Raw genomic sequence first — 19,678 nt, 5'->3', positions numbered from 1 at the left:
AAAACATAAATATTGAGAAAGAAATACATACTAATCCTACAATTACAAAAACAATTTCTGGCTGCTATCTGAAGGTTTTGACTGTCCTTCTCTCTTTAGTTATTTTTTACATGTGTAATTTGCTATTCTCTTCTTCTATTAATAATTCCTTCTATAATTTGACGCTAGCACTTCCATATCGAATAAGTTACTTCGGGTACATATATCATTTCTCCTGAGGTAATTAATACATGTTATGGTAATTTAATTAGACTTTTGACTTCATCGGGCTCTTTTCTATTAGTTCAGTCTGAACTTGTGCAGACTTTGGACTCGATGGTGCTATTTTTTCTTGTTCTTGTCTGAACTTGGACTGACTTCGGACTCGATCGGGCTTTTTTCTCTTGATCCTGTCTGAACTTGGACTGACTTCAGACTCGACCAGGCTTTTTTCTCTCGATCCTGTCTGAACTTGCACTGACATCAGACTTTCTTCTCATTGGCCACAATAATTTAGTTCATAATAAATTCGTTCGCAAAAGTGCATAAATGTAATAATAGTAAATCTATAATTCCTCCATATTACAGGATCCAATTTTATCTCATCACATTCACGCATAAAACAACCTGAGAATTATGATATACTGATAGTAATTTAGAATGGAAGGAGCATTGCACATGTGCTGCTCATGTTGTCCAATTGTTGATAAAAACCTTATCTAAAAAGAAAAATACGATAAGGAGTTTTAGGTATGTTTGTTCAAAATAAAATCATTAATATTGTTAAAGACAAATGTATTCAAGATGATTCAGTCTCAGCTTGTATGATGTACGGATCTTTCACCAAAGGTGAAGGAGATCAGCATTCAGATGTTGAGTTTTATATATTTATTGCAGATGATTTAATAAATCGTTTCAACTCTAGACACTGGATTTCTGAGGTAAACGCTGTTGATTTATTATTTTTCAATGAACATGGGACCGAAGTAGCTATATTTTCAAATATGATCCGCGGGGAATTTCATTTTCTTCCTGAATCAGAAATGGATATTATAAAAAGTTTCAAGCCAACAGGTGTTTTTCCAGATACTGAGTCTATGTATCTTTATGATTCTACAGAACGATTAAAGCCTTTACTTGATGGATTAAGTGGATCCGTGCCAGAAAGAATGACGAATGAAAATGTGAACTTCGCTTTCAATAATTTTGTCAATGCTTGGTTGATGGGTGTAAACGTGATGAAAAGAGGAGAGCTCGCACGTTCTCTAGAAGTACTTACACATGTACAAAAGTATGTATTACAATTAATAAGAGTACAGGAAAAAAACGTTGAACGCTGGTTAAACAGTACGAAAAATTTAGAGGTGGATATAAGTGCCGAATCTTATAAGGACTATGTTTCATTTACCTCAAAACTAGATAAAAATCAATTAAAACATGCCTATATGAATTCTTTGAACAAAATAGAGGAATTGTATTATGCTTTAAATAATCAGTATTTTATTGATATAGACAGTAAAATTATTAGAAAGCTATACCGCTATTTTAATCAATAACTTCCAAATAGAAAGTACATTGCTTTTAAGCAGTGTACTTTTTTCTTTGCTCATTACTCTTATGGATCATCTATACTTAGTTAATTAAACCCCATAATGTATCATATATTTCTTTTCTTCTGTTGCCTGAATGATTTTTGCAGCCAGTTCATGAAGTTCTGCAGATTTCTTAAAGTATCTTGAAGATAAAACGACATCATAAAATAATGATAATGACTCAGGTGGAATGATTGTAATTCCCCAATAGGCTAAACCAAATTCCGGACGTTTATATGAATGAAAGTACGTTTTCATGATTGATAATTTTTCATTTAAACTATTAATCAGGTCATCATCTACAGAAATACAACTGTATTTCTGTGGAGTATAGTCATTGTAATTTTTCATATTGTCGAAATTATCAATGATCCCAAATTCATGTACACATGGCATATCATAACCCTCTCTATATTTAATCCATTACTTTATATAATTATGTAATATGGAAAAATCTTGGTAATTCACTCTGCCTTTGCAAAAAAAATGTTATTAATTTATTCATCTTTGTCATCAGTAAATATTTTAAGTGTGCCAAATATAAACATTAAAAAAAATACCATTATCGACAATCTGAGAAAGTAAAATTTTGAAATGAAACTTAATATTACGATAGGTAATCCGACCATCGTTGTTATTGAAGCGAATTTTGTATAACGGATCGCTGCTTTTGAGATTTCTGGGTCTTTAGAATACATCCATCTCTTTCCAGCCAATATACTATCTTCAGGAAATTTATAAGTCCAAAGCATGATACCATAAAATGGTATCATGAAAATCACCAATATTATCGTTTCAGCCATAAACTCCCCCCTTAAAGAAATCCGTACAAAACAAAGAGTTTAATATTAATACGATTTCTTTCTTAAAAGGATTCAATAGATTTACTTTTCAGCAATAAATATCCTTCTACATAACCTAATTGTTATTTAACATTCCATCAATGTCAGTAATATTTCTCTGTTTCTAACAAATTCAATTATGAAAAGGTTATTCTTTAATGTTCTTCTTGTTCAACCAAGGAAGAAATCCTTCATGTTTATAGGTATTTTCAGCTTCTAAAATCATTTGAGGAAGAAGAATATCAATAGATTCCGTTAATGAGTTTAGAGCTTTTAAGACAAAACCATTCTCATACTGTTCTAATGGCTCAGGTAATTCATCTTCGTCTAAAATAAAGTATTCTCCATTTGGTAGAACCAATATATCAATAATCAAATCCTCAAATGATACCTTTTTATCGGTTATATAAGTGTTCTTTACAATATTAAAATAACAACCTAAGTGATGCCCGTTATTATCTCTCCAGATGTAAAGATTATATGGACGATCTTTCCAGTAACAGGCAATTGTGTAACTACCTGTAGGAATAGTTAATTTAGTTTGGTTTGCTATCATTGTAAAGGAATCTTGTATGAGATGGAAAAGCACTACATTTTGATTTTGTGCTTGTAACAGCCGACAACTGTATTCTACTATTTCGGAGTCGTACCGTATCTTTCTTTCTATTATTTTATCCCCAAGTTGAAAAGTTGGAATGCTTTCATTCATCACTGTTCTAGTTTCTCTCTCCATTTAATATCCCTTCCCAAAACTATGATCACTATAATACTATAGTAGATTTTACTTTAATCCTTATCCGCATTTAATGATTATTTTATTATATCAATATACATTATTGAAGAAGATATATTTAAATACCACTACAAAATTTTAATCATTTTGTTAATTATTACTTTTTTATCAGGAGTTGCATACCCTTTAAATAATATATTCCTCCTTTTTTACGATATTTTTCAATTTCTACAATTCAATCAAATACACCTTCTTTTTTACTAACGGCAAGTGGAACTTCATCCTAAAAAAGCCGGTTCCTTGCTATACTAAGGAACCGGCTTTTTTAAACAAGGGTATATACAGTTATAAGAATTGACTAGAGTCTATCTTAGGATAATTTTTCCCTTTAACCTGCTTTAATGTCGCTACTATAAGAAAGCTAACAATCACTAGTAAGAGCCATGAACTCACCTTTCCTAAGTGAACGAGACTCCATGCATCGGCTTGGTTTGGATATTCCCAGGCCCCAAAGAATGTTGCGATATTTTCGGCGATCCATATAAAAAATCCGATGAGCACGAAGGAAAGTGCAAGTGGCATACGGTAACGAATTCCACCAACCTCATATGTGACCCAAGATTTCCAAAAGACAATAATGACTAATCCAGATAACCACCAGCGAACGTCAATCCAATAATGGTGGGTGAAAAAATTTAAGTAAATTGCAGCTGCTAGAGGGACAACTAGCAAAAACGGCGGCCATTTTACCAGGTCAACCTTCAATCTCCTCCACGCCTGACAAAGATAACTCGCTACACTTGCGTACATGAATCCGCTATACAAAGGCACTCCAAAAATTTTGAAATATCCTTGCTCTGGATAAGACCAGGAGCCCATGTGTACCTTAAAAAGTTCAAGAGCAAGACCAATAAGGTGAAACAATGTAATAACTTTTAGTTCGTCTCGTGTTTCAAGCCTAGAATGTACCATCCACCACTGCATCAGAAGACAAATGATAAGCAGCCAGTCATACCGAGGCAGGAAGGGAAGCGGCAAGAACTTTGTTAAAGCCAACGAAGCAAAAATAACGACAGGAAACAAACAGGATAAAGCCTGTTCCCACCCAAAATGAACGAGCTGTTTTATTGCTCTCATGCTTTTCTGTCTTCCTTTGTGCATGGTTAAATTCATGAATAGCTCTCCCTCTTATGAAATAACGGAAAAGGAAATCTTCTTTTCCTTTTAATGTGAAATATCCCCATTCTACTAATCCTGTGTGTCTTCATCCATTCGGTATTCTAAAATATCTCCAGGCTGACAGTCTAAAGCCTTACAAATTGCTTCTAAAGTTGTCAATCGGATCGCTTTTGCCTTTCCATTTTTCAATATAGAAAGGTTAGCCATTGTTATTCCAACCTCTTGCGAAAGTTCTGTTACACTCATTTTTCTTTTAGCTAGCATTACATCAATATTAATTATTATTGCCATGTTAATCACCTCAGACCGTTAAGTCATTTTCTGATTTTATATCAATTGCTTCTTGTAAAAGTTTTTGGAGTACAGCTGCAAAAACTGCGATAACCAGCGATGCAAAAGGTACAACCAAGCCGATAAAAATAACACCTGGAGCGTCGTCTATCTCTGCAAACAGATAGAAAAGCGGCAAGACTAGTACATGTAAACTACTGATTGTGATTGCACAGTATTTGATTTTCTTTAAAGCATTTACAGACATTTGCGAGAAGGCCATATTTTTGTCAATATAACGCAGAAGTTTAAAAGCCTGATACAAAGCAAAGTAAAAAGGGATCGCTGAAGCATAAAATACGATGAAAACGAGATATTTGATATAAGCAAACTTTGGAAGCAATTCTGCAGCAATATTCCCTATCTCAGGGACCAAAAAAATGCACATAGCAAGAATTGGTATTCCAATAAGAATAACTGCTATCTTTAAAAAGAGTGTTGACACTTGTTTCATAAAAAGCACCTCACTGATTTATTTTCAATTTGATTTTAGCAGATAATTTATCGATTTTCAATAAAAAATTATTATTTTTAATTATATTCTTATCGTTATGTAAATATTATTTTTATTTTAAAGAAAAATAAAAAGCATTCTTTAATACAAAGAAATGCTCTTTTAATACAAGGTATTGAATTTTTTATTTCCTCAACTATATGCTTTGATGAATAATAAACGAATTCGATCATAAAGTACATCCTTACACAATCCTCAAAACATAATAAATTCTGTGTGAATTAATTCATTTACATTATGATATACCAACTGGAATTTTGACAACCTACTTGGCTGCTTTATCACGATTTACAATCAGAGTAATTACATTTAATATGATGGTTACGATTAGAAGAATTGCTGCTGCCAATACCACAGCACTCGATGTGTCCATAAGAGCAGACCAATCCTCAATCTTAACCAGATGATAGATATAGAAAATCTGAAAACAGAGCGAAATAGCACAAGCACTAATGCTCAAAATAGAAAGAACAAACCTATTTCTTGAGTCATGCTTTTTATATCGTGTAAGATTAACAATAGGTAATATCCATGCAATTAGTCCTAGCATGAGGCTGCCAAAATTAAGCATGCCACTCATATATAATCCCCCTTTAAATACTCATGCTTGATAAACACCCCTGCTTCATTACTACTATAAAAAAGCAATCCTTTTTTGAAGTATCGCACCTATTTAAATGGATTAGCAAAATCGTTTTTATTACAGAATATCATCAGTACCAATAACAGAAAAATTGTCTTTCATTACTCTTTTTCTTGCACTGTACTTCCACCATGAACAAATCGGTAAATTTCTAATCAATTTCTTAGAACTTCTATAGTATTTGTTATATTCCTCTGTTATCCCTTAATTCAACTATTGTACCTTCAGGTGCAATCAATTTACACAAACAGCCATTTTCCACTTGATAAATTTCTTCACCATTTTTCAGTATAAAATTATAACCCAATTGTTTAATAGTTTGGACTTCTTTAACTAAGTCATCTACCCAAAGACAAAAATGAATGATCCCCGTTGTGTTTGGGTTAACACTATTAAGATTCTCACCTATTTTACCAGTTTGAAGCTCTATATAGAATTCACCCAATTTTAACCAAGAGTTATAATAACGATTATGAAAATTAGGAAATTCTGCTATTAATTCAAAACCAAGAATATCCCTATAAAAATTTAAGGATTCTTCGTAATTATTTGTTTGGATACAAATATGGTGAACAAATTTTGCAGTCATGTTTCTCTCCTTTAGTTTTTCACTTCCAATTTTTCTTCTGAAACTATTCTGCCCTCTTGGTTCAAGAACCTCAACAATAATAGCGTTAATCCTTCTTAGATTAACGCCCTGTTTATTTAAAAAGATTTAAGAAAGGTGCCTCGAATGAAAAATGTCTTCAAATTAGTTCTCTAATGCTAGATTAACTGTTTCAATCGCATGGATTAATGTTGTATCAAATAATAGAACTTCTGAATCTTCTTGTTTTACTAATAATCCTATTTCAGTACATCCTAATATTATTCCTTCAGCGCCATTATTAATTAAATTCTTAATAACCATTTTGTAATAATCTCTTGATGATGACTGGATATTACCTAAACACAACTCTTCATATATAACCTTGTTTACTATCTCTCGTTCAGTATTATTTGGTACTAAAACCTTTATACCATTTGACTCAATTCGTGATTTATAAAAGTCTTGCTCCATTGTGTACTTAGTACCTAATAATCCTACAGTATTCAGTTTTGATTTTTTTATTTGATTAGCAGTTGCTTCGGCAATATGTAAAATAGGTATATTTATTTTTCCTTCAATATACTCTATTACTTTATGCATCGTATTTGTACAAATAACAATAAAATCTGCCCCTCCTTTTTCTAAAGCATGAGCTACATCCCCTAATAGATTACCCGCTTCCTCCCACTTACCTTCTGCCTGGAAACGTTCGACCTCTTCAAAATTAACGCTGTATAGAAGACATTTTGCCGAATGTAATCCACCCAATCTTTTTTTTACCTCTTCATTTATGATTCGGTAATATTCAACCGACGATTCCCAGCTCATTCCACCAATTAGCCCTATAGTCTTCATAATTTTTCCTCCATAAAATATTGTAATAATATCCAATTATTCAATAATTTTAATGAAATCATATTTTTTTATTAAAACAAACCTGCCTCTAAAGTTGAATAAGAAAAAGCGATACTTCGTTATTTAAGTATCTCACCCGTAAGTTTAAGTTAACTTATTTTCAATCATTCATTCTTGTAAAATGAAACCAATCTCATTTATTTTTTGACTGTAATATTGATAACCCCATCCTAAAAATAGGGACAGGGTTCACATAAATTTTTTTATTCTTTGATAAAAAAATTTCACCGAACTTAAAGAATACCAATAAATTCGTTAGATCTAGGATATTTCGTTATAAAGTTACTCCTGAATTATCTGAATAAGGTTGCCGCATGTATCGTCGAAGACAGCTATTGTGACATCGCCCATTTTTGTCGGTTCCATAGTAAACCTTACGCCTTTATCTTCTAATCTTTTGTACTCTGCGTGAATATCTGCAACCCCAAACATTGTTACTGGGATGCCTTCAGCAAATAACTTCTCTTGATACTCTTTTGCCGCTGGATGCTTATTCGGTTCAAGTAAAAGCTCGGGACCTTTTTGTTCCTCGGGAGAAACTAGCGTTATCCACCTAAATTCTCCAGTGGGAACGTCATGCTTTTTTACAAATCCAAGCATTTCCGAATAAAATTCTAGAGCCTTATCTTGGTCTTCTACGAATATACTGGTAACAATGATTTTCATTCTGTAATTTCCCCTTCGATAATTGTGACTTATTGTGCTGTTTTACATTCTAGCTGCAAGAAAAATAACCCACCCATTAGTTAGAATTCCTGTTCTGATTTTATAAAATTACTCTATCCATCCTTTCAGCAAATTTTTAAGTGGTTCATTGTTGAATATAATTACTCGATATTTTCCCTTTCGTTTTGAAATTACAAGTCCTGCATTTTCTAATGCAGAAAGATGTTTAGCTATCGCTTGTCGCGAAATGGAAAGGTTGTACTTCATAATGAGACGTACCGTAAGTTCATACAACGTCAGCTCGTTGCGTTCAGACAGTTCGTCTAAAATAAGCCTCCGAGTCGAGTCGCCAAGTGCTTTGAATATAGCGTCTTTGTCCCCATTCATATATTAAGTATAAGCAACTCTATGGTTGCTTGTCAAACATAAGCAACTTTACGGTTGCGTGAAAAAGGAATCATATCCTGAAATTTTAACAAGTTATAGTCACATTATTATAGTGGTGCCATTATTAAAATATAAACTGAATTTCAGCAAAAAAGTGCATTAATCCTTATTGGATCAACACACTAGTTAAATTTATAAGCCCCCCGATTTTTTTTATTTTTCACTTTTTCTTATTCAACTAAACTGTCCCGTTTGTGACATTAGAAAAAGTGATACTACAGCAACATCCATACTTCACCTAAAGCACTCCGATAGTACGATAACCTTCTAAAGAACAACATTCTCAAAATGTTCGACTGTTGGAAATGGGTCATAGAAATGATGTAGTTGCTTTTTCCATTCTTGATACTCTTTAGAATGTCTAAAACCCACTGTATGGTCTTCTAAAGTTTCCCACTTAACCAGCAATAAATATTTTCCTTTAACTTCCATACATCTTTGTAATTCGTGAGATATGTACCCTTTCATTGAAGAAATGATTTTTGAAGCTTCACGAAATGCCTCCTCATAATCCTCTTCCATACCATCTTTAACTTGCAGCATAACAGATTCTAAAATCATTCCATCACCCCCTTTTAATAGATTATTATTCTATAATATTTTTATTTTGTTCATTAAAATCAATCTTTAATATTAATAATAGATCTTTGTTTTTTATGATTCTTATTTCGCAAAATCTCTTATAATTTGGAGAAGAAATATGTTTTCACCATGAATTAAACATATCATGATACGTAACATTTACTCTTTTTTTAGATGATAGCAAAGTTGAACAACACCAGAGGAAAATCTTTTTGTATCTACCAGTCTTAAATTCAATCTCTTCTTTATGTCAATAAACAAAGGTTTTCCTTCCCCTAAAATAACTGGGTGAACGGATAACCTAAATTCATCAACGAGACCAAATCTTAAAAAAGATGTAATTAGGCTTGCCCCTCCATAAAGCCAGATGTCTTTACCAGGCTTATTTTTTAATTTATTTACTTGTTCAATAATATTATCATTTATGACTGTTACTTTATGGCCATCCCTTTTTTCAGTTTTTGAAAACATAAATTTTTCTTTGCCATGAACTGATTTCCAAATTTCTTTTTCAGTATCAGAGACCTCATTTTTTGGAGTATATTGCCCCCATAAATCATAGCTTTTTCTCCCATAAAAAATTGTATCAATATGATTTAAAAAATCAATAAACCCCATTTCAGAGTCCATAATACACCAGTCGACTTCTCCTCTCGGCCCTTCAATAAATCCATCTAAAGAAACTGCTAAATCTAAAATGATTCTTCTAGGTCTTTCTTTCATATCCATAATTTTATCTCCTTTTATTTTGTAGAATTCACCTTGTTAATAAAATCATAAGGTATAAACTATACTATCCGTAAAACATGACAAATAAGGCATGATTAATTTAAAAGGTGAGAATATAGATCCTCAAAGAAAAAAGTCATTTTAAAGAATCCAAATAGGCGTTTGAATGAACAAAAAGTGTGGTCATTTCTTAAGTTTGATTCTTTTACATTTTCATCTGGTTCTTAATAGCCCTTTTAATTAAGAGAAATTCGTTGATACGTCAACCATACTTCTCCATTTCAACCAATCTTATTCAAGTGTTCTACTATATTAGTAAAATTATGATCTTATTCAAAGAATGCTTCATCTCCCACATGTATCTCACCGTTAACTTCAACGTTTGCCCAAACCCCAAACATGGCACCATGATAATTTACCAAATTTCGGAGTACCCGAACATCCTGTTTTAGTTCCTCTTGAGAATTGTTCACCATAACACATCTTTGAAGAGGGGCAACAATTCTCAAGGTTACATTTGGTCCAACTTTGATTAGTCGGTTCACCCAATCATCTTCGAGATGTCCCATTAGTTCTGTATCAATTAAAAGATTTGCTCGAAAACGACGAGAGTCAACTAGCTCTCCTAATTCTTGACTTAATAAACGTAAAGCAGAAGTTGTAATGATACTTATTGGCCCCTCATCAAAATGAGATATTAATTCTTCTCTTTCCAAGGTTACTTGGAATCCGAGAAACTTAGTCAATGCCTCATTGACAGCATTGTTATCACCACGAAAATCTGTTCCATCTGGCATAGTTAGGATTGGAATAGACCCTTCATATTTTGCACTAAATTTAAATAACCCATCCATTTGCTGGAAACGACGTGTTGACTTACCACTCCCAAATTTTCCATTCTGGTTTTTTATTGCCCACAAACGGTCACCTAAGAGACCTCTCTTGTCTATTGAGACTGATGATAAAGACTCTCCTAAAATTGACTTTACAGGAAACCGGCGGATTTCCTTGACAATCCCTAACAACTCCTTATTTCTAGCCAAAGTTTCACCCCTACTTTTGAAATAGCCTATACAATTCTTGTAAAAGTTTCAAAGAAAAAATTCGCCTAATAAAGAAAAATACCTTTTGATCTATTCTGCTCGTTATTTAAATGAATTCTACTAAAAAGAGCGCTCCCTTCTTAGATTAACAAGTCTGCTCTTAATCACAAATTTCCTCATACGCTTCCCCTTTAAATAATTGGTCGTTACGAATATAAAAATGTTTCACCTGCTTCATCCATTAAACAGCAGCCTTAGTCCAAAAGAAAAAAGATCTCCGGATACCTACTCAGAATTTATGTTCAATTGCGTTTATTCATTATAGAAAGGAGCAATCACATCAATTCGATTGGTCCAAATCCCACCATTATAATTTTCCGGAAGACGATCCAGATCTTGTTCTGTATCAAAACCTTCTGACCACCCGCCGTCTCCCCCAACAAGGATGACCCTTGTATTCACTTGATCCATTCGATTAAGAAACTTGTCTGGAAATCCCCATAAAAAAGGAGCATATTTTTCTGGAATATGTAATTGAGTATTTTTACACGACGATGGAACATGCCCAATCCACCCCACTGCTATATAAGGTAGCAAACAACTCTTCAATGTTTCCTTGGACATGACACGCATATTTGGAAGTTTTTCCTTAAAGGCAGCTATTGGTTTGTTTCCACCATAAACGGAAAGTTTACTTAACCTATCATCTAAGTATTTAGAGAGGTACAGAGCTAATTGTTTTCCTTCATTTCCGTCGTTGCTTTTAATATGGATTAGAAAGGACTTCTCTGGAAACTTAGATAGAACTTCATCAAGCGTAGGCATTAGCCCTACGCCTTTCCCACGAAAAGGATATGTTTTCCCATTATCGGCCGTATACCCATAACCAACATCTAATTGTTTCAGCTCATCCATTGTATAATCTCTTGTTGTTCCCGTACCATCAGTTCTACAATCGAGGGTCCAATCATGGAAAATCGCAAACTCCCCATCTTTCGTCACATGCACATCTATTTCTACAATATCTGCACCAGCATCAAAAGCAGCTTTCATGGAAGAGATGGTGTTTTCAATATATGGATGTTCCGGCTCATAAATTTGCTCCGCAGTACAGGTTTCACCTGTTATTCCTTCCATATTAAAGGTTTGTGCCAAGCCACGATGGGCTAAAAGAATAGGTTTTCCATCACGCTCCTTTGTAAAGATGGCAGTGTTATTAACAAAAATAAACAAGATTAAAAATAGAATTAGAAATGATACCCACTTTAATACTTTTCTAAGTTTCACTTTCATATCCTCCAATTTTTCTATTAGATAAAAATGACCGAAATACTATGAATAGGATAATAAATGCTTAAAAAATACTCAATAGTTGAAAAATAACAAAACGATGATAATAGACTGAAAATTACGATTCAGAATTTTTCTTTAAAACTGCCTTCTGAAATAAAAAACACAGGTTTTCTACCTGTGCTTTGAGTATTTTGTAATATCTTAAGATAAATACTCACTTTACATATACATAAATTCCATCAAGTTCATCATTAGAAGATTCCCAGCATACCGCACCATTAGAAAAATAGTTTATTACTGCTTCTCCATTGTATACAATTAATACAAGGGCTGTGAATAATCCTTGAACCAAAAGTCTTCACTGTTCTACTGCAATAACATAAAGTTGCACTCCTACTTGTGAGTATCAATTGACAGAATCATAAATTCCTCCAGCCAAATTATCAATATAGTTCTCATTACTATCCCTACTTCGATATCTTTATATTTCTACTTCCAAAGCTTGAAAAAACTATGAATCTGACAAACAAATGGAAGAATGTGAGTATTGATAGCGTTTAGTCTCTTTCTCTGCTGCTTCTGCTTGTATTAACTGTGTCAAGGCGGCCAAAGCAACCAGTGAACCAGTAAATTCAATGTATGTTCCTGCCATTGCAATTGCGTTGCCCGTATCTTCCTTTTCTCGAAGAATATATAGATTGGAAATAGCATCGAACAGGGAGCCTAGCGAAATGAGCGCAGCACCAAGAACAACCCCTTTTCCCTCATCCTGTACACCATATGCCTCAAACGAACCACCGACCGCTTGAATTCCGCTGCCAATCGCATTCAGTTGAAAACCAGCCTTTTCTTCAACTCGGTTTAAAATCATTTCATATGCAATTGCATTCGCAGCATTTCCTCCCGCTTGAAACCAGCAGCCGATAATTGCTAAAAGCTCCTTTTCATTTGCTTCTCGATCTTCTAATAATTTTTCACGTGCAATCGCCTGCAGACTATTTCTAATACTTTCAATCGTATTTCCTTTCACAACATATGCAAGACCATCATCTTCCCTAGTCACGAATACTTTAGTTGCTCCAACAGCGGAGAAAAACGTTCCCGCCACCAAAAACCCTGTCCCCGTCAGCAGCAGTTCCATTTCTTTATTCATTTCTCACCACCGCCCATATAGATATTACTCGCAATATATTCATCCGATGTATGATTGTTGAATTTTTAGATGATGTTTCCTTCATCAGTGAATTTTCTTACCAATTAAGGTTCATATGATTCATTTCGTATAACTCAGGTTATTTGTACAGTATAATCTTGTTCTTTAATCCCCATTTATTCATTCCAAAATGTTAAAAATTCATCGTACTCAATATTATCGAACCTGAAAAGCTTTTGACTTCTTAACTTGTTCGATAATCCATTTAAGAAATTAATTAACACTTTTTCAATATCACTCTTTTGGCGTAAAAAAGATAGGAGCGTTTTCAACATTCTTAAGCCACTTATGCTCTTGACCACTTAAACCATCCTTCACCCAAACGTCACCGTGAAAATCTTTTTCCTTTTTGCGAAACCAAGTAAGAAGAGAGCCAATCACTTGGGGATCTTCATCTATTTCATTATTCTTTGGAAAGGAAATTTGTTTTTGGTCTTCTGTTCTTATATTAATGGCGTATAGGGCTGTTAACATCGTTGGAACAGGTCCTTCCTTCCACTCCTTGTTTTCTATCGCTCGTGCAACAACTACCTTATCTGATGAGAACCATTCTAAATCAAGGTCTACATACCCTTTAGGCGTATATTCTTTTTGTTGTATAGCTGTTGGCATGTCGGCAATGGTAGTGTTCTTGTTTTCAACGAAAAATCTTCCTTCTCCTGAAATATATGCTAGCTGATTTACTGATGGAGCCCACTTCATCCAATCTTCGTATCCTAGCATTTTTCCTACAGTTTGAAATGGGATTCCGATATTAGAAAGAACACATAATGTATTACTATCCATGGACCAGGAAGCTGTAGGCACAGCGATAAAACTTACCCATTTTCCATCGAAACTCCACTTGAATTGGTCAGCATAAATCGCAAACAAATCCGTTTCATTTGTTTGAATGGTATAAAATAGCTTCATTTTATCTTTTGCAAGATTCGCATTGACTGGAATTTTATAAAGTGGGATTGGACCCCATCCGGAAGGTCGTAAACTTGCTTGTGAGGAAACGATAAATTCTTTCCCATTCGGAAACCATTCAAACCCACTTACACCTAATGAAACATTAACAAACCCTTCTGGGCGACCATTCTTTTCTTTCGTTACGTTTAATACCCCATGATTTATATAGGCTAATTGATTTTTAATCGGTGACCATTTAAAGTCAGTTGATTCGACTCTTGTATAAGGCTGGTAACTTTCTTTTGTTTTCGTATCATATATGAATAAATCCGATTTTTCACCATGTTCATCTCCATCAATATAAGCTATAAATCGACCGTCATAGGACCATTTCGGGGAATATACATACCGATTCTTAGTAATTTGAATTTCTTGTTCTCCTTTTTTAATCCATAGTTGATTGTCACGAATAAATGCTGCAGTAAGGGTGGCTTCTGCATTTACCTTTATTGATATATGAAAAAACAAGAAAATTAGCAGTAATAAAATACGAGATCCCAAGAACATCCCTCCTAACAATAGGATGTCCTGATATTTGACGGAGATTCTTATAATGCTCTATCACTTTATTTTCAGCTTACTACAGGCTACTCACCGTTGTTAACACAAAAAACGACTGCCTGTATGACAATCTTCATTACTTAACTCTTTCTATAACTTAAAAGTTTTGCTGCTACATTTAGAACCTATTGTACAATTAACATCGGGAGAACTAACAAACTTGAATTTGCATGAGTTCATATATCTTACGAGCGGTGTTAACATTTCTTACCGTAACCTGTTTGTATAACTTTGATCCAATTATTTTTAACATACCACTTTTGGTTACATTTTTCTTGTCAACAGACCATAAAATCGCACCAGGAACATATATCACCGTGTCAATATTTGGTTTAATGATTAAATTCATAAGTACAGATTCATCATCAATTTCATCCCATAAAAACATGACATCACTTTTCATGTCTTTGTCATTTTTCCAAGTGTCAGGAATAGCGTTAATGATTCCTCTAATATCATCGATACTTCGAACTACTACTTTTATTTGTAATCTGAAATCACCTTGTATCGCTTCTTCCAAAATACGTGATAGTTCAGTTTTTGATGTACCTTTGTATGAAAAAATAATATTACCTGTATTGATATATGTCACCACATCATTCATCCCGGCTTGTTCAAATGTTTGTTTAAGCAACTTCATGTCAATTTTATTTTTTCCACCGACATTTATCCCCCGAAGGAGAGCGATATAAACCATAACTATCCTCCTTACAACTTTTTACTTATCAACCCAATAAATCTTATTGATTACACCTGTTCGAATAATATGTTCTATAAAAAATGAGCTAATCCTTCTTGGATCCGCTCACCTGACAGAAATCCTTCACTTTATAGCCAAATAAAATATAAGTGTCAGTTAGCTTGCTACCATCTGCGGAAAGATCATCATTCATAAAAGTACCTTCTGATACAAAACCAAGTTTTTCTGGGATTACATGACTCTTATCATTTGTTGAATCACAATTTATTTTAATTCATCTAAATTTAATATTTTTGAAATGAATACCTATATACTTTTCTTGCTTACAACGTTAATTATAATTCCAAATAAGGCTATTCCTGTTAATGAGCCGACGACAAATGACCATGAAAAGTAATCAAAGATAAAATAGATTATTAACATACAGACAATATATCCTGTAAAAAAGCCTATGATAAATTTGTTTTTTTTCATTATATCCACCTACCATTCAATTAGTAGCTTTTTAATAAAAGGAATCCATTTGTGAAATAGAGATTATTATTCAAAATCATAAACATTCAACCGCTCGTTGATATTTGCCAATTCCCTAAAGTTCTCAATTTCTAATTTTACTTTTCCCTCAGAATCAGGAACATAGTAGACTATGTATATTTGCTCAATAACATTTTTTGCTTCATTTACAATTACTTTGTATTTTTCTATATCTACTTCAGTAAATTCTCCGTTTTTATCATGATTTTCCTCAATTTCTTTTCCTATATTCAATAATTTACTCACAATAGGTAAAAGTAAATCTTCAGCCACAATTCTATCAATAACATTCGCATAAGCTTCTATTGAAATTAGATTTTCATTCATCACTTTTATAGATTCAATTGAAATTTCTTCTGTTGAATCTTCAACAATTTCATTAAGACTATCCCATGCATTAAAAATTGAGTTACCCAACACTGCTTCTAAGCTTAATTCTGATTTATCCTTATCTATTTGAAAACTTATAATAATTGCTAAAATAACAAGGAATCCACCTGCAAAATATGTAACTACTTTCCTCATTTTACTCCGACCTTCCTATAAAAATGAAAATTACTTCTAATTACTTCTATTCCTAACTGTAAAGTTCTTATTGCACTAAGAAGCTCCATTGCCAAGAAAAAGATGTTAATCCTTCCTTGATCTTCAACTCTTGAACAAGTTAGCTAGAGTATATTTTCTTACAAACTATCACCTTGAATAATTCCAACTCAGGTTTTAACTGTTTTGATAGCCTTTTGTTTCATTCCTATTGTAACCACCCCCGTACTATAAGACCACTCTTTTGATGTCTAAAAAGTTCAACAACTAATTCCAGCCTAATATTGAAAAAATGTGTTCAATATTATAAATAATAATTAATCCTAAAATTAGAAAAATAAGTGTGGTAATATATTGTTTTGAGTTTTTAATATACTTCCACTCCATAAAAGATTGAGAACCTGATAAAAAAGTAAGATAAACTATCCAAAACCACTTTAGACTTATGCTACTTTTAAATTTTCCGATTGTCTTGTGTAAGTATTCTGCTTCCATAATAAAAAATCGTCTTTCCTTTTTTGAAAAAACGAAGCCGTTAATCAAACATTGTAAATGCGACAGCTATTGGATAAAGTGGAACACCAACAATGAACATCCCAGCCAAAAGGTAACATACACTTGTGAAAATAAATTTATAGAAATCATAACTTACCCCAGCTAAATCTTCTATAAACCTTGCCAAAAGTAACCGATCCTTTCCTACCCGATATTTAATATTTTCCCATAAACTTACCACTTCTACAAAACCTTAAGAAATCCCTTCTTATTTCACTAAACCCCTTTATTCGTACAATTCACTATATGAAAAAAGCGTCAATCCTTTTAGATTAACGCAACTCGTAACATTAAATACAATTCTTCACCCTGTAAAAAAGTTAAGTATTGTCTATCGTTCTGTAGGGTATGGAAAAGATTATTTAATTATACTTTATATTAAACTCTTAATCTAAAAACACTTTAAAATGCAAAACAATGGGAATCAAATGGTCCGCACTGTTTTTATCATTATTCGGCTCGTGTTTTCATTAAATGTTTTAGAAGATTGATTGATCTAACTTCACTAACAAATGTAGAGCCTAGTAGCAATGCACCACCAAGCATTTGAACAATTGTCAATTGCTCTTGCAATATAATTGCAGAAATCAATATAGCTACAAATGGATCCACGTAACTTAGCATAGCTATATTCTGTCCTTTTAAATTCTCCATACCAGCGAAAAACAACCAAAATCCAATCCCAGTATTGATGATCCCTAAAATGAAAATAAAAGGAATGGAAGAACTTGATACTTCAAAGATACCAAAGCCAGAAGTCAAGAAAACATATGGCATTAGGAGCAAAGTAGTTATTCCAAGCTGAATGATAGTCAGCTCTAACTTTTCCATATCTATAATAAATTTATTTAAAAGCAATAACGCGGCGTAAAATGCTGCTGCGATTAATCCAAAGGAAAGCCCAAGTATATCATCAGATCTAGATGCGCTGATGCCTTCTCCTACAATCATTAACATACCTATGAGCGCAACACCAATACACACAATTTTTTTAATGGATAATTGTTCACGAAGTACAAAGGGAGAAAGAATCATCACAAACACAGGTGCAAAGTAATAACCTAGCGTTGCATTGGCAATTGTCGTATGGTCATACGATTGGTAAAGAAATATCCAATTTCCTCCCAATGCAATTCCTGAAAGAATCAAGAATAAAGCATTCGATTTAACTAAATTCCACGATATTCTTTTCTTAATCATAATGAATATTAACAGTAAAAATAAGAAACCTATGAAACTGCTTAGTAAAGCTCTTTCGCTCGAAGACAAATTAATGTATCGAACAACTAAACCAATTGTTCCAAAAATAATCATTGATAATATAAACTGAATTTTAGATTTCAATGTCTACTCCCTCGAATCTGCGAAACAGCTTGTAGTTCGCAGATGAAATTGCTTCATCTGTATTCACTCGTTCAAATGAAAGCTGAAACTTTGTCAATGATTCGTAGACCATTTCTTGTAGCGGAGACTTATAGATGTCTAATTCTTTTTCCATAACTTCACTCACAAATATCATCTTTAACCACCTTCTCTTTTCCCAACTTGAATTTTTAATAGTAATAACATATCATATTCACATCTATTACAAAAACGAATGTTTTTCATGAAACGCATGACGAAACCGGATGGATGGAGGAATGAGATTTGAATATCCAAAAATATATGGCATTTGTCAAAGCAGTAGAATACGGTAGCTTTACAAAAGCTGCACAAAGCTTGGACTATACACAATCTGGGATCAGCCGTATGATTAACGATTTAGAAACGGAATGGGAGGTTTCCCTTTTCGAAAGAGGACGTGCAGGAATCAGTTTAACCTCGGATGGTTTAAAGTTACTTCCCCAATTAAAGCGTATCTGTATTGAACATGAAATCTTAATGACACAGATCGAAGACTTACACGATATGCAGTCCGGGATGATTCGAATTGGGACATTTTCCAGCGTAGCAACCCATTGGCTCCCTAACATTATTAGAATTTTCAAGAAGGATTACCCAAAGATTGACTTTGAACTTCTGCTTGGTGATTATACAGAAATTGAAAGCTGGATTGAAAATGGACGTGTTGACTTCGGATTTGTGCGACTGCCGTCAAAAGCAGAGCTTGAAACTACATTTTTGGAGCAAGACCGTTTGCTGGTAGTGATTCCGCAAAATCATCCACTCGCTAATTGCAAAAAGTTTCCAATCAACGAACTATTGAACAGTCCGTTTATGCTATTGGAAAAGGGTGCAAAAGCAGAAATCTCTGAAATTTTCGAGAAGCACCAAATTTCACCACAAATTAATTTTACAACATGGGATGACTATGCAATTATGTCTATGGTGGAAAACGGGCTAGGAATTAGTATATTACCAGAATTGATTTTACAGCGTATCCCTCACAAAATTATCGCGAAAGAGCTTGAAGTTCCTGCTTTTAGAAATATTGGTATTGCCACAAGAGAACAAAAATCACTTTCCCTTGCGTCCAAAAGATTTTTAGAATATTTATCATATAGAAACAGGGAGTGAAAAAGTGTGATGGAGAAATCATTTA

Annotated in this window: 26 protein-coding genes and 1 pseudogene; 2 read left to right on the top strand and 25 right to left on the bottom strand. The window is 33.4% G+C overall.

The window, feature by feature from the left end; all coding sequences use genetic code 11:
• Nucleotides 1–731 precede the first annotated feature (731 nt).
• A complete protein-coding gene (locus FI644_RS21340; RefSeq protein WP_053476244.1) occupies nt 732–1,535 on the top strand; it encodes a hypothetical protein in 804 nt (267 codons plus the stop codon).
• Between the two features lie 84 nt (nt 1,536–1,619).
• Here FI644_RS21340 and FI644_RS21335 read toward each other — a convergent pair whose 3' ends face one another.
• The 25 genes and pseudogenes from FI644_RS21335 to FI644_RS21220 form a co-directional block, all read right to left on the bottom strand.
• Nucleotides 1,620–1,967, bottom strand: a complete 348-nt coding sequence (locus FI644_RS21335) for a hypothetical protein (protein ID WP_053476245.1) — start codon at nt 1,965–1,967, stop codon at nt 1,620–1,622.
• A 101-nt stretch (nt 1,968–2,068) separates the two neighbouring features.
• Nucleotides 2,069–2,374 (bottom strand): hypothetical protein, encoded by a 306-nt coding sequence (locus FI644_RS26485; protein ID WP_075209159.1) that lies wholly within the window; start codon nt 2,372–2,374, stop codon nt 2,069–2,071.
• A 187-nt stretch (nt 2,375–2,561) separates the two neighbouring features.
• Nucleotides 2,562–3,146, bottom strand: a complete 585-nt coding sequence (locus FI644_RS21325) for a ribonuclease FAU-1 family protein (protein WP_380000828.1) — start codon at nt 3,144–3,146, stop codon at nt 2,562–2,564.
• 345 nt (nt 3,147–3,491) lie between these two features.
• Nucleotides 3,492–4,283, bottom strand: a complete 792-nt coding sequence (locus tag FI644_RS21320; RefSeq protein ID WP_156319149.1) for a DUF817 domain-containing protein — start codon at nt 4,281–4,283, stop codon at nt 3,492–3,494.
• A 111-nt stretch (nt 4,284–4,394) separates the two neighbouring features.
• Nucleotides 4,395–4,616, bottom strand: a complete 222-nt coding sequence (locus FI644_RS21315; RefSeq protein ID WP_053476247.1) for a helix-turn-helix domain-containing protein — start codon at nt 4,614–4,616, stop codon at nt 4,395–4,397.
• A gap of 10 nt (nt 4,617–4,626) precedes the next feature.
• Entirely contained in the window at nt 4,627–5,109 is a 483-nt protein-coding gene (locus FI644_RS21310) for a DUF2975 domain-containing protein (protein WP_056684860.1), read from the bottom strand.
• 325 nt (nt 5,110–5,434) lie between these two features.
• Nucleotides 5,435–5,749 (bottom strand): hypothetical protein, encoded by a 315-nt coding sequence (locus tag FI644_RS21305; RefSeq protein ID WP_056684863.1) that lies wholly within the window; start codon nt 5,747–5,749, stop codon nt 5,435–5,437.
• Nucleotides 5,750–5,996: 247 nt separating this feature from the next.
• Nucleotides 5,997–6,401: a VOC family protein gene (locus FI644_RS21300; protein WP_053476250.1), complete on the bottom strand. Its 405-nt coding sequence runs from the start codon at nt 6,399–6,401 to the stop codon at nt 5,997–5,999.
• 162 nt (nt 6,402–6,563) lie between these two features.
• Nucleotides 6,564–7,256: an aspartate/glutamate racemase family protein gene (locus tag FI644_RS21295; protein WP_053476251.1), complete on the bottom strand. Its 693-nt coding sequence runs from the start codon at nt 7,254–7,256 to the stop codon at nt 6,564–6,566.
• A gap of 342 nt (nt 7,257–7,598) precedes the next feature.
• Nucleotides 7,599–7,982: a VOC family protein gene (locus FI644_RS21290; RefSeq protein ID WP_053476252.1), complete on the bottom strand. Its 384-nt coding sequence runs from the start codon at nt 7,980–7,982 to the stop codon at nt 7,599–7,601.
• A gap of 108 nt (nt 7,983–8,090) precedes the next feature.
• Nucleotides 8,091–8,369 (bottom strand): ArsR/SmtB family transcription factor, encoded by a 279-nt coding sequence (locus FI644_RS21285; RefSeq protein ID WP_053476253.1) that lies wholly within the window; start codon nt 8,367–8,369, stop codon nt 8,091–8,093.
• A 327-nt stretch (nt 8,370–8,696) separates the two neighbouring features.
• Nucleotides 8,697–8,990: an antibiotic biosynthesis monooxygenase family protein gene (locus FI644_RS21280; RefSeq protein ID WP_142108810.1), complete on the bottom strand. Its 294-nt coding sequence runs from the start codon at nt 8,988–8,990 to the stop codon at nt 8,697–8,699.
• Nucleotides 8,991–9,170: 180 nt separating this feature from the next.
• Nucleotides 9,171–9,740, bottom strand: a complete 570-nt coding sequence (locus tag FI644_RS21275; protein WP_056684872.1) for a dihydrofolate reductase family protein — start codon at nt 9,738–9,740, stop codon at nt 9,171–9,173.
• A 329-nt stretch (nt 9,741–10,069) separates the two neighbouring features.
• Entirely contained in the window at nt 10,070–10,783 is a 714-nt protein-coding gene (locus FI644_RS21270; RefSeq protein ID WP_056684874.1) for an MOSC domain-containing protein, read from the bottom strand.
• A 312-nt stretch (nt 10,784–11,095) separates the two neighbouring features.
• Nucleotides 11,096–12,076: a glycerophosphodiester phosphodiesterase family protein gene (locus tag FI644_RS21265; RefSeq protein WP_056684877.1), complete on the bottom strand. Its 981-nt coding sequence runs from the start codon at nt 12,074–12,076 to the stop codon at nt 11,096–11,098.
• Nucleotides 12,077–12,587: 511 nt separating this feature from the next.
• On the bottom strand, nt 12,588–13,229 hold the full coding sequence (locus tag FI644_RS21260) for a DUF6944 family repetitive protein (RefSeq protein ID WP_056684880.1): 642 nt from the start codon (nt 13,227–13,229) through the stop codon (nt 12,588–12,590).
• Nucleotides 13,230–13,523: 294 nt separating this feature from the next.
• Entirely contained in the window at nt 13,524–14,744 is a 1,221-nt protein-coding gene (locus FI644_RS21255; RefSeq protein ID WP_142108809.1) for a translocation protein TolB, read from the bottom strand.
• Between the two features lie 211 nt (nt 14,745–14,955).
• Nucleotides 14,956–15,501 (bottom strand): DUF1697 domain-containing protein, encoded by a 546-nt coding sequence (locus FI644_RS21250; RefSeq protein WP_056684887.1) that lies wholly within the window; start codon nt 15,499–15,501, stop codon nt 14,956–14,958.
• Nucleotides 15,502–15,589: 88 nt separating this feature from the next.
• A pseudogene (locus tag FI644_RS21245) lies at nt 15,590–15,778 on the bottom strand (hypothetical protein); the annotation flags it as partial.
• A 32-nt stretch (nt 15,779–15,810) separates the two neighbouring features.
• Entirely contained in the window at nt 15,811–15,978 is a 168-nt protein-coding gene (locus tag FI644_RS26480) for a hypothetical protein (RefSeq protein WP_156319120.1), read from the bottom strand.
• A 66-nt stretch (nt 15,979–16,044) separates the two neighbouring features.
• Nucleotides 16,045–16,563, bottom strand: a complete 519-nt coding sequence (locus FI644_RS21240; RefSeq protein ID WP_053476259.1) for a hypothetical protein — start codon at nt 16,561–16,563, stop codon at nt 16,045–16,047.
• Nucleotides 16,564–16,848: 285 nt separating this feature from the next.
• Nucleotides 16,849–17,076 (bottom strand): DUF4181 domain-containing protein, encoded by a 228-nt coding sequence (locus FI644_RS27415; protein ID WP_056684889.1) that lies wholly within the window; start codon nt 17,074–17,076, stop codon nt 16,849–16,851.
• A 40-nt stretch (nt 17,077–17,116) separates the two neighbouring features.
• Nucleotides 17,117–17,317, bottom strand: a complete 201-nt coding sequence (locus tag FI644_RS21230) for a hypothetical protein (RefSeq protein WP_056684892.1) — start codon at nt 17,315–17,317, stop codon at nt 17,117–17,119.
• A gap of 269 nt (nt 17,318–17,586) precedes the next feature.
• Nucleotides 17,587–18,480, bottom strand: a complete 894-nt coding sequence (locus tag FI644_RS21225) for a DMT family transporter (RefSeq protein ID WP_056684895.1) — start codon at nt 18,478–18,480, stop codon at nt 17,587–17,589.
• Complete coding sequence (locus FI644_RS21220) at nt 18,470–18,655, bottom strand: hypothetical protein (protein ID WP_053476263.1); 186 nt, start codon at nt 18,653–18,655, stop codon at nt 18,470–18,472. Before FI644_RS21220 ends, FI644_RS21225 begins: the two co-directional genes overlap by 11 nt.
• 128 nt (nt 18,656–18,783) lie before the next feature.
• Here FI644_RS21220 and FI644_RS21215 point away from each other — a divergent pair, with 128 nt between their 5' ends.
• On the top strand, nt 18,784–19,653 hold the full coding sequence (locus FI644_RS21215) for a LysR family transcriptional regulator (protein ID WP_142108808.1): 870 nt from the start codon (nt 18,784–18,786) through the stop codon (nt 19,651–19,653).
• Nucleotides 19,654–19,678: the final 25 nt, after the last annotated feature.

This window comes from Cytobacillus solani, assembly GCF_006704205.1.
GTDB classification, from domain to species: Bacteria; Bacillota; Bacilli; order Bacillales; family Cytobacillaceae; genus Cytobacillus; species Cytobacillus solani.
The sequence above is the reverse complement of the archived record's forward strand: the minus strand, read 5'-3'. Positions and strand labels throughout refer to the sequence as shown.

Coding starts and splice junctions, on each gene's coding strand:
- FI644_RS21340 (WP_053476244.1), top strand. CDS start 732: ATGTTTGTTCAAAATAAAATCATTAATATTGTTAAAGACAAATGTATT.
- FI644_RS21335 (WP_053476245.1), bottom strand. CDS start 1,967: ATGCCATGTGTACATGAATTTGGGATCATTGATAATTTCGACAATATG.
- FI644_RS26485 (WP_075209159.1), bottom strand. CDS start 2,374: ATGGCTGAAACGATAATATTGGTGATTTTCATGATACCATTTTATGGT.
- FI644_RS21325 (WP_380000828.1), bottom strand. CDS start 3,146: ATGGAGAGAGAAACTAGAACAGTGATGAATGAAAGCATTCCAACTTTT.
- FI644_RS21320 (WP_156319149.1), bottom strand. CDS start 4,283: ATGAGAGCAATAAAACAGCTCGTTCATTTTGGGTGGGAACAGGCTTTA.
- FI644_RS21315 (WP_053476247.1), bottom strand. CDS start 4,616: ATGGCAATAATAATTAATATTGATGTAATGCTAGCTAAAAGAAAAATG.
- FI644_RS21310 (WP_056684860.1), bottom strand. CDS start 5,109: ATGAAACAAGTGTCAACACTCTTTTTAAAGATAGCAGTTATTCTTATT.
- FI644_RS21305 (WP_056684863.1), bottom strand. CDS start 5,749: ATGAGTGGCATGCTTAATTTTGGCAGCCTCATGCTAGGACTAATTGCA.
- FI644_RS21300 (WP_053476250.1), bottom strand. CDS start 6,401: ATGACTGCAAAATTTGTTCACCATATTTGTATCCAAACAAATAATTAC.
- FI644_RS21295 (WP_053476251.1), bottom strand. CDS start 7,256: ATGAAGACTATAGGGCTAATTGGTGGAATGAGCTGGGAATCGTCGGTT.
- FI644_RS21290 (WP_053476252.1), bottom strand. CDS start 7,982: ATGAAAATCATTGTTACCAGTATATTCGTAGAAGACCAAGATAAGGCT.
- FI644_RS21285 (WP_053476253.1), bottom strand. CDS start 8,369: ATGAATGGGGACAAAGACGCTATATTCAAAGCACTTGGCGACTCGACT.
- FI644_RS21280 (WP_142108810.1), bottom strand. CDS start 8,990: ATGATTTTAGAATCTGTTATGCTGCAAGTTAAAGATGGTATGGAAGAG.
- FI644_RS21275 (WP_056684872.1), bottom strand. CDS start 9,740: ATGGATATGAAAGAAAGACCTAGAAGAATCATTTTAGATTTAGCAGTT.
- FI644_RS21265 (WP_056684877.1), bottom strand. CDS start 12,076: ATGAAAGTGAAACTTAGAAAAGTATTAAAGTGGGTATCATTTCTAATT.
- FI644_RS21260 (WP_056684880.1), bottom strand. CDS start 13,229: ATGAATAAAGAAATGGAACTGCTGCTGACGGGGACAGGGTTTTTGGTG.
- FI644_RS21250 (WP_056684887.1), bottom strand. CDS start 15,501: ATGGTTTATATCGCTCTCCTTCGGGGGATAAATGTCGGTGGAAAAAAT.
- FI644_RS26480 (WP_156319120.1), bottom strand. CDS start 15,978: ATGAAAAAAAACAAATTTATCATAGGCTTTTTTACAGGATATATTGTC.
- FI644_RS21240 (WP_053476259.1), bottom strand. CDS start 16,563: ATGAGGAAAGTAGTTACATATTTTGCAGGTGGATTCCTTGTTATTTTA.
- FI644_RS27415 (WP_056684889.1), bottom strand. CDS start 17,076: ATGGAAGCAGAATACTTACACAAGACAATCGGAAAATTTAAAAGTAGC.
- FI644_RS21220 (WP_053476263.1), bottom strand. CDS start 18,655: ATGATATTTGTGAGTGAAGTTATGGAAAAAGAATTAGACATCTATAAG.